Source organism: Pseudomonas sp. R-28-1W-6, assembly GCF_009799925.1.
In the GTDB taxonomy this organism is placed as follows: Bacteria; Pseudomonadota; Gammaproteobacteria; order Pseudomonadales; family Pseudomonadaceae; genus Aquipseudomonas.
Genome location: NZ_WELK01000014.1, coordinates 48,984 through 63,361 on the forward strand (window position 1 = coordinate 48,984; position 14,378 = coordinate 63,361).

Genomic DNA, 14,378 nt, shown 5'->3' on the forward strand with positions numbered 1-14,378 from the left:
CTCCCGCAACCAGTTTCGAAGAAAGGCCACTCAAACGAGTGGCCTTTTTCGTTTCCGCCTTCCGCACCCCGCCCGGCCTCGAAAACAGGCACACCCTCGGCGCACGCACCATTCTGGTGTTCACCCCGCCCGCCCACGCCCTGCGAAATCCCGTCCACACTGGTGGTATCAGGCTGTCCGGCATTCGGCCCGCTTATTGCTTCGCTCGCATAAATACTTGACTAGATAGTCAAATAAATTATCCAGGGCGGCGCCCGCCAGCGAGCGCAACGCCCCCGTGCGGAGCAGAATGTGTGGTAACAGCGATAACCCAGCGCCTTGTCCGGCGAACCGGGCAAGAAGGAGCGACGGCATGATCCGTTTCCTTCTCAACCAGCGCTTTTGCGAAGAGCGCGATCTGGATCCCAACCTCACGGTGCTCGACTACCTGCGCCGGGTCCAGGGCCGCACCGGCACCAAGGAAGGCTGCGCCTCCGGCGATTGCGGCGCCTGCACCGTGGTGCTGGCCGAACTGGCGGGTGAGCGGTTGCGCTACCGGGCGATCAACGCCTGCCTGACCTTCGTCGCCAGCCTGCACGGCAAGCAGCTGATCAGCGTGGAAGACCTCAAGCAGCAGGGCCGCCTGCACCCGGTGCAGCAGGCCATGGCCGACTGCCACGGTTCGCAGTGCGGTTTCTGCACCCCCGGTTTCGTCATGTCGCTGTTCGCCCTGCACAAGGGCGTGCAGCAGTTCGACCCGCAGGCCACCCAGCAGGCGCTGGCCGGCAACCTGTGTCGCTGCACCGGCTACCGGCCGATCCTCGCCGCCGCCGAGCAGGCCTGCGGCCAGCGCCAGGCGGATGCCTTCGATGCCCACGAGGCCGAGACCGTCGCCCGGTTGCAGGCCATAGCCCGCACCCCGGCCGAGAGCCTGGACGGCAATGGCCACCGCTGCCTGCTGCCGACCAGCCTGGAGCAACTGGCCAACCAGTTCGCCGCCCACCCCGAGGCCCGCCTGGTGGCCGGCGGCACCGACCTGGCGCTGGAGATCACCCAGCTGCACCGCGAGCTGCCGCTGCTGATCCACCTCGGCCAGGTCGAGGCACTCCAGCGCATCGCCGTGCTGCCCGAGCGCCTGGAGATCGGTGCCGGCGTCGCCCTCAGCGACTGCCATGCCCTGCTCGGCGCCGAGTACCCGGACTTCGGCGCCCTGCTGGAGCGCTTCGCCTCGCTGCAGATCCGCAACCAGGGCACCCTCGGCGGCAATATCGGCAACGCCTCGCCGATCGGTGACGCCCCGCCCCTGCTGATCGCCCTCGGCGCGCAGCTAATCCTGCGCCAGGGCAGCCAACAGCGCCGCCTGGCCCTGGAAGACTTCTTCCTCGACTACAAGCTGACCGCGCGCCAGCCCGGCGAATTCATCGAGAAGCTGATAGTGCCGCGCCCCGTCGCCGGCCAGCAGTTCCGCGCCTACAAGGTGTCCAAGCGCCTGGACGACGACATTTCCGCGGTCTGCGCGGCCTTCAGCCTGCAGCTGGACAACGGCGTGCTCGGCGCGGTGCGCATCGCCTTCGGCGGCATGGCCGCCACTCCCAAGCGCGCCACGGCCTGCGAGCAGGCGCTGCGCGGCCAGCCGTTCGACACGGCGACGGTAGAAGCCGGCTGCGCCGCCCTGGCCCTGGACTTCACCCCGCTCAGCGACTTTCGCGCCAGCCGCGACTACCGCCTGCTGGTGGCGCAGAACCTGCTGCGCCGCTGCCACCTGGAACTGACCCAGCCGCACATCGCCACCCGGGTGACCGACCATGCATAAGCCCGCCCCCAACCAGCAGCAACTGGCCGAACTGTTCCGCCAGGGCCTCGCCACCGGCGTGGGCAAACCGCTCAAGCACGAGAGCGCGGACAAGCACGTCAGCGGCGAAGCCATCTACATCGACGACCGCCTGGAATTCCCCAACCAGCTGCACGTCTACGCCCTGCGCAGCGAACGCGCCCATGCGCGGATCACCCGCCTGGACACCGCCCCGTGCCAATCCATGCCCGGCGTGGCCCTAGTCATCACCCACGAGGACGTGCCGGGCCAGCTGGATATCGGCCCGCTGCTGCCGGGCGACCCGCTGCTGGCCGATGGCCTGGTGCAGTTCGTCGGCCAGCCGATCCTCGCCGTCGCCGCCGACAGCCTGGACAACGCCCGCCGCGCCGCCCAGGCCGCCATCGTCGAATACCAGGACCTGGAGCCGCTGCTCGACGTGGTGCAGGCCATGCGCGACCGGCAGTACGTGGTGGACAGCCACCAGCAGCGCCGCGGCGATGCGCCCGCCGCCCTGGCCAGCGCGCCGCATCGGCTGCAGGGCCGGCTGCAGATTGGCGGCCAGGAACACTTCTACCTGGAAACCCAGGTGTCCTCGGTGATGCCCGGCGAAGACGGCGCCATGCTGGTGTACTGCTCCACGCAGAACCCCACCGAGGTGCAGAAGCTGGTGGCCGAAGTGCTCGGCATCCCCATGCACAAGGTGGTGGTGGACATGCGCCGCATGGGCGGCGGCTTCGGCGGCAAGGAGACCCAGTCCGCCGGCCCGGCCTGCCTGTGCGCGGTGGTCGCCCATCTCACCGGGCGCCCGGCGAAGATGCGCCTGCCGCGCTTCGAAGACATGCAGATGACCGGCAAGCGCCACCCCTTCTACGTCGAGTACGACATCGGCTTCGCTGACGACGGCCGCCTGCTGGCCACCCACATGGAGCTGGCCGGCAACTGCGGCTACTCGCCGGACCTGTCGCGTTCCATCGTCGACCGCGCCATGTTCCACGCCGACAACGCCTACTTCCTCGGCGCCGCGCTGATCAACGGCCACTGCTGCAAGACCCACACCGCCTCCAACACCGCCTTCCGCGGCTTCGGCGGGCCCCAGGGCATGCTGCCGATCGAGGAGGTGATGGAGCGCATCGCCCGCCAGCTCGGCCTCGACCCGCTGGAGGTGCGCAAGCGCAACTACTACGGCCACAGCGAACGCAACGTCACCCACTACGGCCAGACCGTGGAGCACAACCTGCTGGCCGAGATGACCGCCGAGCTGGAGGCCAGCAGCGACTACCACGCCCGCCGCGCCGCGATCCGCGCCTTCAATGCCGCCAGCCCGGTGCTGAAGAAGGGCCTGGCGCTGACCCCGGTGAAGTTCGGCATCAGCTTCACCGCCAGCTTCCTCAACCAGGCCGGCGCGCTGATCCACGTCTACAGCGATGGCAGCATCCACCTCAACCACGGCGGCACCGAGATGGGCCAGGGCCTCAACACCAAGGTCGCCCAGGTGGTGGCCGAGGTGTTCCAGGTCGACATCGGGCGCATCCAGATCACCGCCACCAACACCGACAAGGTGCCCAACACCTCGCCCACCGCCGCCAGCAGCGGCAGCGACCTCAACGGCAAGGCCGCGCAGAACGCCGCCGAGATCATCAAGGCGCGCCTGGTCGAATTCGCCGCCAAACACTTCGGCGTGGCCGCTGACGAGGTCGAACTGCGCAACAACCAGGTGCGCGCCGGCACGCACCTGCTGCCGTTCGCCGAGCTGGCGCGGCTGGCCTGGATCGGCCAGGTGTCGCTGTCGTCCACCGGCTACTACCGCACGCCGAAGATCCACTACGACCGCGCCAGCGGCCAGGGTCACCCCTTCTACTACTTCGCCTACGGCGTGGCCTGCGTCGAGGCCCTGGTCGACAGCCTGACCGGCGAATACCGGCTGCTGCGCGCCGACATCCTGCATGACGTCGGCGCCTCGCTGAACCCGGCCATCGACATCGGCCAGGTCGAAGGCGGCTTTCTCCAGGGCGTCGGCTGGCTGACCTGCGAGGAGCTGGTGTGGGACGCCCAGGGCCGCCTGCTGACCAGCGGCCCGGCCAGCTACAAGATCCCCACGGTGGCCGACATGCCCAGTGATCTGCGGATCAAGCTGGTGGAGAAGCGCCAGAACCCGGAAGACACGGTGTTCCACTCCAAGGCCGTCGGCGAGCCGCCGTTCATGCTCGGCATCGCCGCCTGGTGTGCGATCAAGGATGCGGTGGCGAGCATCGCCGACTACCGCGTGCAACCGGATATCGACGCACCCGCCACCCCGGAACGGGTGCTGTGGGGCGTGCAGCAGATGAAACAGGCGCTACAGGGATGAGCGCTACCGTAGGAGGGGCCTTGGCCGCGACGCTTTTGTGTGGCCTTCGGTCGCGGCCAAGGCCCCTCCCACAACAGAAGCGGTCCGCACACGACCCTGAGCAAGGGGGAGCAAGATGAACAACTGGCTCGAAGCCCTGGCCGACCTGCAGCAGCAGGATCAGCCCTGCGTGCTGGTCACCGTGATCGAGGAGCGTGGCTCCACCCCGCGCAATGCCGGGGCCAAGATGGTGGTCGCCGCCGAACGCAGCCACGACACCATCGGCGGCGGCCACCTGGAATACAAGGCGCTGCAGATCGCCCGCGAGATGCTCGCCGCGGGCGCCCGGCAGCCGCGCCTGGAGCGCTTCACCCTCGGCGCCAGCCTCGGCCAGTGCTGCGGCGGCGCCACCGTGCTGCTGTTCGAGCCCATGGGCCGCGCCCAGGCACGCATCGCCGTATTCGGCGCCGGGCATGTCGGCCGCGCCCTGGTGCCGCTGCTGGCCAGCCTGCCGTGCAAGGTGCGCTGGATAGACTCGCGCGAAGCGGAGTTTCCCGACCCGCTGCCGCGCGGGGTGGAACGCATCGTCAGCGACGAGCCCGTCGACGAGGTGGCCGAACAAGCGGCCGGCACCTACTTCATCGTCATGACCCACAACCACCAGCTCGACCTGGAACTGACCGCCGCGATCCTCGCCCGCAACGACTTCACCTGGTTCGGCCTGATCGGCTCGAAGAGCAAGCGCGCGCGCTTCGAGCACCGCCTGCGCGAGCGCGGCCTGGCCAGCGAGGTGGTGCAGCGCATGCGCTGCCCCATGGGCCTGGCCGAGGTCAAGGGCAAGCTGCCGATGGAGATTGCCGTGTCGATCGCCGGCGAAGTGATCGCCACCTACAACGCCAGCTTCGGCAGCCAGTCGGCCAAGGGCAGCCTGGCACAGTTGCTGCCAGACTCACGCCGTGCCTGATTTTTGTGTGGGAGCGGCTTCAGCCGCGATGCTTGTATGCGGCCTGCATCGCGGCTGAAGCCGCTCCCACACAGGCAACCCCTGTACGCCACCCGAGCATTTGCGGAATTCCCATGAGCCAGATCCAAGCCTTTCGCGCCGCCCTGCTACACAGCCTGGCCGACCCCGCCGAGGTGGGTAACGCCCACAGCCATGAGTACTTCGCCGACGGCCTGCTGCTGGTGCAGGACGGCAAGGTCCTGCGCGCCGGCCCGGCCGCCGAGCTGCTGGCCCAGCTGCCCGCCGAGGTGGCGGTGCAGCACTTCCCCGATGCCCTGCTCTGCCCCGGCTTCATCGACAGCCACATCCACTACCCGCAGACCGGCATGATCGGCGCCTACGGCGAAGACCTGCTGCACTGGCTGAACACCTACACCTTCCCGGTGGAGGCGCGCTTCGCCGATCCGGCCCATGCCGCCGAGGTCGCCGAGCTGTTCATCGGGGAGCTGCTGCGCAACGGCACCACCACCGCCCTGGTGTTCGGCAGCGTGCACCCGCAGTCGGTGGATGCCCTGTTCGGCGCCGCCGAGAAACGCGATCTGCGCCTGATCGCCGGCAAGGTGCTGATGGACCGCAACGCCCCCGCCTACCTGCTCGACACCCCGCAAAGCGGCTATGCCGAGAGCAAGGCGCTGATCGAGCGCTGGCACGGCAAGGGTCGCCTGCACTACGCGGTGACCCCGCGCTTCGCCCCCACCAGCAGCCCCGCGCAGCTCGACCAGGCCGCCCGCCTGCTGCGCGAATACCCGGACCTGTACCTGCACACCCACCTGGCGGAGAACCTGCGCGAGATCGACTGGGTGCAGGCGCTGTTCCCCGAGCGGGCCGGCTACCTGGATGTCTACGACCACCACCGGCTGCTCGGCGCGCGCGCGGTGTTCGCCCACGGCATCCACCTGTGCGACGGCGACTGCCAGCGCCTGGCGCAAACCGGCTCGGCGCTGGCCTTCTGCCCCACCTCCAACCTGTTCCTCGGCAGCGGCCTGTTCGACCTGGCGAAGATGGAGCGCCACGGCGTGCGCGTCGGCCTGGGCACCGATGTCGGCGGCGGCACCAGCTTCTCCCAGCTGCGCACCCTCAGCGAGGCGTACAAGGTCGGCCAGCTGCGCGGCCACCAGACCCACCCGTTCAAGCTGCTGCACCTGGCCACCCTGGGCGGCGCCAGGGCGCTGTACCTGGATGACCGGCTGGGCAACTTCCTGCCGGGCAAGGACGCCGACTTCGTCGTCCTCGACCGCAAGGCCACGCCGCTGCTCGACTACCGCCTGCGCCAGGCCGGCAGCCTGGAGGAGAGCCTGTTCGCCCTGATCACCCTCGGCGACGACCGGGTGATTCGCGCCACCTACGCCGCCGGGCGCTGCGTGCACCAGCGCGAAGCAAGCTGACCCGCCGCTCGGCCTGCCCGGCACCAAAGCGGCTCAGCTGCCGCGATAGGTCGAGTAGCTGTAGGGCGAAACCAGCAGCGGCACATGATAGTGCTGCGCGCTGTCGGCCACGCCGAAACGCAGCACGATGACATCGAGGAAGGCCGGTTCGGGCAGCGCCACGCCCAAGGCCCGGTAGTAGTCGCCCACGGCGAACTGCAACTGGTAGGTGCCGGTGGTGAACGCCGTGCCTTCCAGCAAGGGCGCCGCGCAGCGCCCGTCGGCATTGGTCTGCGTGCGGCCGAGCAGCTGCAGCTGCGCCCCCTCCACACGGTACAGCTCGATGGCGATGGCACTGCCCGGGCGACCGTGCGCGGCATCCAGTACGTGGGTGGTCAAGCGGCCCATAACATTTCTCCTGTCGATGGCCCGGCGCTGCCCGTGCAGGCCGGTTGCTGATCGGCTCCTATACTTGACCAATCGGGCAAGTTTTTTGCAAGACGCTTGCCAGCGCCGGCAACGGCAGCGCCACCCGGCTTTTCGTCAACCACACTGTATCCATAGCCCAGCAGAGGAAGCCCGACTTGGCCACCGACTACCCCCGCGACCTGATCGGCTACGCCGGCACGCCGCCCCATCCGCAGTGGCCGGGTGGCGCGCATATCGCCCTGTCCTTCGTGCTCAACTACGAGGAAGGCGGCGAGCGCTGCATCCTGCATGGCGACGGCGAATCGGAAGCCTTCCTCTCCGAGATGGTCGCCGCCCAGCCGCTGCCCGGTGCGCGCCACATGAGCATGGAGTCGCTGTATGAATACGGTAGCCGCGCCGGCGTCTGGCGTCTGCTCAGGCTGTTCCGCGAGCAGGGCATCCCGCTGACCATCTTCGCCGTGGCCATGGCCGCCCAGCGTCATCCCGAGGCGATCCGCGCGATGGTCGCCGACGGCCACGAGATCTGCAGCCACGGCCTGCGCTGGATCAACTACCAGGACATGCCCGAAGCCGAGGAACGCGCGCACATGGCCGAGGCCATCCGCATCCTCAGCGAGCTCAGCGGCCAGCGCCCGCTGGGCTGGTACACCGGGCGCACCGGGCCGAACACCCGGCGCCTGGTGATGGAGGAAGGCGGCTTCCTCTACGACAGCGACACCTACGACGACGACCTGCCCTACTGGGAAAAACACACCCCGCATGGCCAGCCGCACCTGGTGATCCCCTACACCCTGGACACCAACGACATGCGCTTCACCCAGGTGCAGGGCTTCAACAGCGGCGACGATTTCTTCACCTACCTCAAGGACGCCTTCGACGTGCTCTACGCCGAAGGCCAGGCCGGCGCGCCGAAGCTGCTCTCGATCGGCATGCACTGCCGCCTGCTCGGCCGCCCGGCGCGCTTCGCCGCCCTGCAGCGCTTCATCGCCTACGTGAAGAGCCACGAGCGCGTGTGGTGCGCCCGCCGCGTCGACATCGCCCGCCACTGGCACGCCGTGCACCCCTGCCCGCCGCAGGTGCAGCCATGAGTCGCTTTCAGACCCTGACTCCCTCGAGCCTGAGCCGCGCAGCCTTCATCGCCGCCTTCGCCGACATCTACGAGCACTCGCCCTGGGTCGCCGAACGCACCTACGACCAGGGCGAGCCGGCCAGCTTCGACGAGATAGACAGCCTGCACGCACAGATGAGCCGGGTGCTGCTGGCCGCCAGCCGCGCCGAGCAACTGGCGCTGATCAACGCCCACCCGGACCTGGCCGGCAAGGCCGCCATCCGTGGCGAACTGACCGCCGCCTCCAGCGCCGAACAGGCCGGCGCCGGCATCCAGGACTGCAGCCCCGAGGAGTTCGCCCGTTTCAGCGCACTCAATGCGGCGTACAAGGCGCGCTTCGGCTTCCCCTTCATCAAGGCGGTGAAGGGCAGCAACCGCCAGCAGATCCTCGCCGCCTTCGAGCAACGCCTCCCCCACAGCCCGGAACAGGAATTCGCCACCGCCCTGGCGGAAATCAACCGGATCGCCCTGTTCCGCCTGCAAGCCCTCTGACTGGATACCGCACCGTGAAGACCCATGCCGCCCCCTTCGAGAAATACCTCAACCTGGCCGACGCCCGCCTCGGCACCCGTGCCCTGTCCGTTACCGACGACTGGTTCGCGCCGGTCGAGCGCATGCTGCAACCCACCCCGGCGGTGTGGAAGGAAGGCCTGTACGACGACAACGGCAAGTGGATGGACGGCTGGGAGTCCCGGCGCAAGCGCTTCGAGGGCCATGACCATGCCTTGCTGCGCCTGGGCGTGCCCGGCTCGATCAAGGGCGTGGACATCGACACCCGCTTCTTCACCGGCAACTACCCGCCGTCGGCCTCGCTGGAGGCCTGCTTCATCGCAGGCGGCGGCGACCCCGACGACGCCACCGCCTGGAGCGAGGTGCTGCCCGCCGTGGCCCTGCAAGGCAACAGCCAGCACCTGCACGCCATCGACGACGACCGGCCGTGGACCCACCTGCGCCTGAACATCTACCCGGACGGCGGCGTGGCGCGCCTGCGCGTGTACGGCATCCCCCACCGCGACTGGTCGGCCGCCGGCGCCGACACCATCGACCTGGCCGCCGCCCTCAACGGTGGCCGCGCCCTGGCCTGCTCCGACGAGCACTACGGCAGCATGAGCAACATCCTCAACCCCGGCCGCGCCGAGAACATGGGCGGCGGCTGGGAAACCGCGCGCCGGCGCACGCCGGGCTTCGACTGGGTGATCGTGCAGCTCGGCCACCCCGGCGTGATCGAGGAGGTGCTGGTCGACACCCTGCACTACAAGGGCAACTACCCGGACAGCTGCTCGCTGCAAGCCGCTTACGTACAAGGCGGCACCGACGCGCAGATCGAGACCCAGAGCCTGTTCTGGCGCGAGCTGCTGCCCAGCCAGAAGCTGCAGATGGACTGCGAGCAACGCTTCGCCGCGCTCAACCCGCTGGGTCCGGTGACCCATGTGCGGCTGAACATCTTCCCGGACGGCGGCGTCAGCCGCCTGCGCCTGTTCGGCAAGCCGGCCAAGTAATGCACAACCGTGGAGGGGCCTTGCTCCCCTGTGGGAGCGGCTTCAGCCGCGATAAGCACCATCAGGCCATGCGAGAACCATGATGCGCACACTGACCATCGAACCGCTGACCGCCCAGGCCTTCGCCCCCTTCGGCGAGGTGATCGAGGCCGAGGGCCGCGAGTTCTTCCTGATCAACAACGGCTCGACCCGGCGCTACCACCGCCAGGCCGAGGTGCAGCTCAGCGGCGCGGACGACACGACGATCATCAGCCTGTTCCACGCCACGGCGCTGCCGATGCCGCTGACCATCGCCATGCTCGAACGCCATCCGCTGGGCAGCCAGGCGTTCATGCCGCTCAACGGCCGGCCGTTCCTGATCGTCGTCGCCGCGCCCACCGAGCAGCTGCATGGCGACCAGCTGCGCGCCTTCCTCAGCAACGGCCGCCAGGGCGTCAACTACCACCAGGGCGTGTGGCACCACCCGGTACTGTGCCTGGCCGACGAGGACGACTTCCTGGTGATCGACCGCGCCGGCCCCGGCGCCAACTGCGACGAACACTTTTTCCCCGCGGCCGAGCAATGCCTGCTCGACCCGGCTTCCATCCACAGGGGATAACACCTTGGCTGCACACCTGCTCGAATGGCTCAACCTGGCGGTGCGCTGGTCGCACATGATCTTCGGCATCGCCTGGATCGGCGCCTCGTTCTACTTCGTCTGGCTGGAGAACCACCTGGACCGGCGCGCCCCGCGCGACGGCCTGGCCGGCGACCTGTGGGCGATCCACGGCGGCGGCATCTACCACCTGGAGAAGTACCAGCTGGCGCCGCCGCAGATGCCGGAGAAACTCCACTGGTTCAAGTGGGAGGCCTACAGCACCTGGCTATCCGGCGTGGCCCTGCTGACCCTGGTGTTCTACCTCGAGCCGCGCCTGTACCTGCTGGCCCCCGGCAGCGACTTGGCGCCGTGGCTGGCGGTCGTCATCGGCCTCGGCTCGCTGGCCCTCGGCTGGCTGGTCTACGACCGGCTGTGCGACTCGCCCCTGGGTCGCCAGCCGCTGCTGCTCGGCAGCGTCCTGTTCGTCCTGCTGGTCGCCGCTGCCTGGGGCTACAGCCAGCTGTTCAGCGGTCGCGGCGCCTACCTGCATGTGGGCGCGCTGATCGGCACCATCATGGTCGGCAACGTGCTGCGCACCATCATGCCGGCCCAGCGCGCCCTGGTCGCCGCCATCGAAGCCGGCCGCACGCCCGATCCGGCGCTGCCGGCCAAGGGCCTGCTGCGTTCGCGGCACAACAACTACTTCACCCTGCCGGTGCTGTTCATCATGATCAGCAGCCACTTCCCCAGCACCTACGGCAGCGCCTGGAACTGGCTGATCCTGGCGGCCATCGCCGCCCTGTCGATCGGCGTGCGGCACTACTTCAACACCCGCCACCGCAGCCAGCAGTTCGCCTGGACCCTGCCGGCCGCCGCCCTCGGCATGCTCTGCCTGGCCTTCGTCAGCGCCCCGCGGCAGGAACCGCCTGCCGCCAGTACGGCGGTCGAGTTCAGCCAGGTGCAAACGCTGATCGCCCAGCGCTGCGCCAGCTGCCACTCGGCCAGGCCGAGCAGCCCGCTGTTCGCCAGCGCGCCGGCCGGAGTGATGTTCGACAGCCCCGCGCAGATCCGCCAGCAGGCCGCACGGATCAAGGCCCAGGCGGTGGACAGCCGGATCATGCCGCTGGGCAACCTGACCCAGATGACCGAGGCAGAACGCGCCCTGCTCGGCCGCTGGATCGCCGAGCAGACCCAGGCCAAGTGATTGTTGCGCGGCTTTGGTGAGGCTTTTGTGGGAGCGAATTCATTCGCGATAACTGCCCGCGCGGAGTTGCCCGCCTGATCGCGGATAAATCCGCTCCCACCGAAAAGCACGCGGGCTTGCCGGTACGCATTTCGTGATCATCTGGTCAGGAAATTGCAAGGTCGGCAGCGTCAGACCTTTCCACTGCCCGCCCGAGAGCCTCGATGAACCTGTACATCCCTTCGCACAGCAGCAGCCCGGAAAAACCGGCCGGGCGCATTCGCCAGCACAACGAGGAAGTCATTCTCGCCGCCGCCGGGGAGGAGTTCGCCCGCCACGGTTTCAAGGGCACCAGCATGAACGCCATCGCCCTCAAGGCCGAGCTGCCCAAAGCCAACCTGCACTACTACTTCGGCAACAAGCTGGGCCTGTACCTGGCGGTGCTGGCCAACATCATCGATCTGTGGGACAGCACCTTCAACCACCTCACCGTCGACGACGACCCTGCCGAGGCGCTGAGCCGCTACATCCGCGCCAAGATGGAGTTCTCACGCAAGCACCCCGACGCCTCGCGCCTCTTCGCCATGGAAGTGATCAGCGGCGGACCCTGCCTCAGCCAGTATTTCAACCAGGACTACCGCAGCTGGTTCAACAGCCGCGCCGCGGTGTTCCGGGCCTGGATCGACGCCGGCAAGATCGACCCGGTGGACCCGGTGCACCTGATCTTCCTGCTGTGGGGCAGCACCCAGCACTACGCCGACTTCGGCTCGCAAATCTGCCGGGTGGTGGGCAAGAGCAAGCTGACCCGCCAGGACTTCAACCAGGCCGGCGACAACCTGATCCGCATCATCCTCAAGGGCTGCGGCCTGACCCCGCCGCCGTGAGCAGCAGCAAGACCGCACGCAGCCTCCCTTGGGGACGAATTCAGTGGCTATGCCCCAATAGCGAGATGCAAAGGCGATGAATCGTAGGTTGGGTTGAGGAGCAGCGCGACGAAGCCCAACGACCCTGCCCCGGTTGTTGGGCTTCGCTGCGCTCAACGCCAACCTACCCCCTCATGGGCGCCGCGACATCCAGGGCAATCCACGCTCGCCACCCATGCAACACAAAGAAGGAGCTGGCCAATTCATTCGCGATAACAGGCCCGCAAAGCCGGCCCCGCCTGTCACCGGCACTTGCCCACAAAGCTCCACAGTTTCTGTGGACGAAGCTGTGCATAACCTCTGTAGCGCTGGCTGCAGGCCAGCCAGCACAGGCCCTGCGGACAACTGCATGTTTTTTGACCAGCAAATACAAGTACCTGTTTTTGTTTGACTTTTTTATCAACAGGCAGATCGTGGCAAGCCGCAACGGGCTGGTCTGGGCGCGGTTCCCATGCCAGCTCCCGAGCAGTGCACGACGCACCAGAGTCGGGCAGTTTCCAGCCGTTCGGCTCCCATCAGCGGGCGGCGCCGCACAGCGCGAGGCCGCCGGCACAGGCTCCGGCAAATTTCCTGATTAATTGGCCAAGTTTTTGCTTATGCACAGCAGCCCAACCCCAACCACCGAGCCGCCCATGTCCCCATCAGCATCGCCAGCGCGCCTGGAACTGCGCGCCATCAGCAAGCGCTACCCCGGCTGCCTGGCCAACGACCGCATCGACCTGCGCATCCAGCCGGGCGAGATCCATGCCCTGCTGGGCGAGAACGGTGCCGGCAAGAGCACCCTGATGAAGATCATCTACGGTGTGACCCAGCCGGACAGCGGCGAGTTGTACTGGCAGGGCCGGCGCATCCAGGTGCGCGACCCGGCCCAGGCCCGCGACCTGGGCATCGGCATGGTGTTCCAGCACTTCTCGCTGTTCGAGACCCTGACCGTGGCGCAGAACATCGCCCTGGCCCTCGGCCGCCAGGCCGGCACGCCGCAGCAGCTGGAGCCGAAGATCCGCGAGGTGTCGCAGCGCTACGGCATGGGCCTGGAGCCGGAGCGCCTGGTGCACAGCCTGTCGATTGGCGAACGGCAGCGGGTGGAGATCATCCGCTGCCTGATGCAGGACATCCGCCTGCTGATCCTCGACGAACCGACCTCGGTGCTCACCCCGCAGGAGGTCGACGAGCTGTTCGTCACCCTGCGCGCCCTGGCGGCCGAGGGCTGCAGCATCCTGTTCATCAGCCACAAGCTCGGCGAAGTGCGCGCGCTCTGCCACAGCGCCACGGTGCTGCGCGCCGGCCAGGTGTCCGGCGAGTGCGTGCCGAGCCAGTGCAGCGACCTGCAGCTGGCGCGCCTGATGGTCGGCGACGCCGAAGGCCTGGAGGCCAGCTACCCAAAAGTCGCGGGCGGGCTGACCCGGCTGCGCGTGGACGACCTGAGCTGGGACAACGCCGACCCGTTCGGCACCTCGCTGCGCAACCTGCGCCTGGAAGTACGCAGCGGCGAGATCGTCGGCATCGCCGGGGTCGCCGGCAACGGCCAGGACGAACTGCTCGCCCTGCTCTGCGGCGAGGTGCGCCTGGCCCATGAGGAGCGCGCGCGCATCAGCATCGACGGCGAGCCGGTGGCCAACCTCTACCCGGACGCCCGCCGCCGGCGCGGCCTGGCCTTCGTCCCCGCCGAACGCCTCGGCCACGGCGCCGTGCCGGAGCTGAGCCTGGCCGACAACGCCCTGCTCACGGCCTTCCAGCACGGCCTGCTGAGCCACGGCCTGATCCGCTCGCACCAGGTGCTGGAGCTGGCCGAGGAGATCATCCGCCGCTTCGCGGTGAAGACCCCGGACGCCCAGGCCCAGGCGCGCAGCCTGTCCGGCGGCAACCTGCAGAAGTTCATCCTCGGCCGCGAGATCCTGCAGAACCCCAGGCTGCTGGTCGCCGCGCACCCCACCTGGGGCGTGGATGTCGGCGCCGCGGCGGCCATCCACCGCGCGCTGATCGCCCTGCGCGATGCCGGCGCGGCGATCCTGGTGATCTCCGAGGACCTCGACGAGCTGTTCCAGATCAGCGACCGCCTCGCGGCGCTGTGCAGCGGGCGCCTGTCGCCGCTGCAGGCCACCGCGCAGACCCATACCGTGGAGGTCGGCCGCTGGATGGCCGGCCAGTTCGCTTCCCCGCAAGACGCCGCCTGA

At 68.5% G+C, this 14,378-nt stretch carries 13 protein-coding genes; 12 read left to right on the forward strand and 1 reads right to left on the reverse strand.

Annotated elements, in window-relative coordinates:
- The 5 genes from F3I62_RS20250 to guaD form a co-directional block, all read left to right on the forward strand.
- Positions 1-221 (forward strand): hypothetical protein (locus F3I62_RS20250; protein ID WP_218572941.1); only part of this gene is annotated, 221 nt, incomplete at its 5' end.
- Positions 222-352: 131 nt separating this feature from the next.
- Complete coding sequence (gene xdhA, locus F3I62_RS18625; protein ID WP_160491140.1) at positions 353-1,792, forward strand: xanthine dehydrogenase small subunit; 1,440 nt, start codon at positions 353-355, stop codon at positions 1,790-1,792.
- Positions 1,785-4,139: a xanthine dehydrogenase molybdopterin binding subunit gene (gene xdhB, locus F3I62_RS18630; RefSeq protein WP_160491141.1), complete on the forward strand. Its 2,355-nt coding sequence runs from the start codon at positions 1,785-1,787 to the stop codon at positions 4,137-4,139. Before xdhA ends, xdhB begins: the two co-directional genes overlap by 8 nt.
- A gap of 115 nt (positions 4,140-4,254) precedes the next feature.
- The gene (gene xdhC, locus F3I62_RS18635; protein ID WP_160491142.1) at positions 4,255-5,082 is read left to right on the forward strand and encodes a xanthine dehydrogenase accessory protein XdhC; all 828 of its coding nucleotides are present in this window, start codon (positions 4,255-4,257) and stop codon (positions 5,080-5,082) included.
- Positions 5,083-5,195: 113 nt separating this feature from the next.
- On the forward strand, positions 5,196-6,506 hold the full coding sequence (guaD, locus tag F3I62_RS18640; protein WP_160491143.1) for a guanine deaminase: 1,311 nt from the start codon (positions 5,196-5,198) through the stop codon (positions 6,504-6,506).
- Between the two features lie 33 nt (positions 6,507-6,539).
- Here the strand turns inward: guaD and uraH are convergent, their stop codons facing one another.
- Complete coding sequence (gene uraH, locus F3I62_RS18645; protein ID WP_160491144.1) at positions 6,540-6,893, reverse strand: hydroxyisourate hydrolase; 354 nt, start codon at positions 6,891-6,893, stop codon at positions 6,540-6,542.
- Positions 6,894-7,069: 176 nt separating this feature from the next.
- Between uraH and puuE the strand changes: the two genes are divergently transcribed.
- From puuE to F3I62_RS18680, 7 genes are all read left to right on the forward strand, one after another.
- Entirely contained in the window at positions 7,070-8,002 is a 933-nt protein-coding gene (puuE, locus tag F3I62_RS18650; RefSeq protein ID WP_160491145.1) for an allantoinase PuuE, read from the forward strand.
- Positions 7,999-8,514 (forward strand): 2-oxo-4-hydroxy-4-carboxy-5-ureidoimidazoline decarboxylase, encoded by a 516-nt coding sequence (uraD, locus tag F3I62_RS18655; RefSeq protein ID WP_160491146.1) that lies wholly within the window; start codon positions 7,999-8,001, stop codon positions 8,512-8,514. Before puuE ends, uraD begins: the two co-directional genes overlap by 4 nt.
- Before the next feature lie 14 nt (positions 8,515-8,528).
- Positions 8,529-9,521, forward strand: coding sequence for an allantoicase (gene alc, locus F3I62_RS18660; RefSeq protein WP_160491147.1), 993 nt, complete (start codon positions 8,529-8,531; stop codon positions 9,519-9,521).
- 82 nt (positions 9,522-9,603) lie between these two features.
- Positions 9,604-10,119 (forward strand): ureidoglycolate lyase, encoded by a 516-nt coding sequence (locus F3I62_RS18665; protein ID WP_160491164.1) that lies wholly within the window; start codon positions 9,604-9,606, stop codon positions 10,117-10,119.
- Positions 10,120-10,123: 4 nt separating this feature from the next.
- The gene (locus F3I62_RS18670; RefSeq protein WP_160491148.1) at positions 10,124-11,302 is read left to right on the forward strand and encodes a urate hydroxylase PuuD; all 1,179 of its coding nucleotides are present in this window, start codon (positions 10,124-10,126) and stop codon (positions 11,300-11,302) included.
- Positions 11,303-11,505: 203 nt separating this feature from the next.
- Positions 11,506-12,165 (forward strand): TetR/AcrR family transcriptional regulator, encoded by a 660-nt coding sequence (locus tag F3I62_RS18675; RefSeq protein ID WP_160491149.1) that lies wholly within the window; start codon positions 11,506-11,508, stop codon positions 12,163-12,165.
- A gap of 671 nt (positions 12,166-12,836) precedes the next feature.
- Entirely contained in the window at positions 12,837-14,378 is a 1,542-nt protein-coding gene (locus F3I62_RS18680) for an ABC transporter ATP-binding protein (protein ID WP_160491150.1), read from the forward strand.

What these genes read in the sequence shown, in the direction of transcription:
- xdhA (WP_160491140.1), top strand. Translation starts at nt 353, where the DNA reads ATGATCCGTTTCCTTCTCAACCAGCGCTTTTGCGAAGAGCGCGATCTG.
- xdhB (WP_160491141.1), top strand. Translation starts at nt 1,785, where the DNA reads ATGCATAAGCCCGCCCCCAACCAGCAGCAACTGGCCGAACTGTTCCGC.
- xdhC (WP_160491142.1), top strand. Translation starts at nt 4,255, where the DNA reads ATGAACAACTGGCTCGAAGCCCTGGCCGACCTGCAGCAGCAGGATCAG.
- guaD (WP_160491143.1), top strand. Translation starts at nt 5,196, where the DNA reads ATGAGCCAGATCCAAGCCTTTCGCGCCGCCCTGCTACACAGCCTGGCC.
- uraH (WP_160491144.1), bottom strand. Translation starts at nt 6,893, where the DNA reads ATGGGCCGCTTGACCACCCACGTACTGGATGCCGCGCACGGTCGCCCG.
- uraD (WP_160491146.1), top strand. Translation starts at nt 7,999, where the DNA reads ATGAGTCGCTTTCAGACCCTGACTCCCTCGAGCCTGAGCCGCGCAGCC.
- F3I62_RS18665 (WP_160491164.1), top strand. Translation starts at nt 9,604, where the DNA reads ATGCGCACACTGACCATCGAACCGCTGACCGCCCAGGCCTTCGCCCCC.
- F3I62_RS18675 (WP_160491149.1), top strand. Translation starts at nt 11,506, where the DNA reads ATGAACCTGTACATCCCTTCGCACAGCAGCAGCCCGGAAAAACCGGCC.
- F3I62_RS18680 (WP_160491150.1), top strand. Translation starts at nt 12,837, where the DNA reads ATGTCCCCATCAGCATCGCCAGCGCGCCTGGAACTGCGCGCCATCAGC.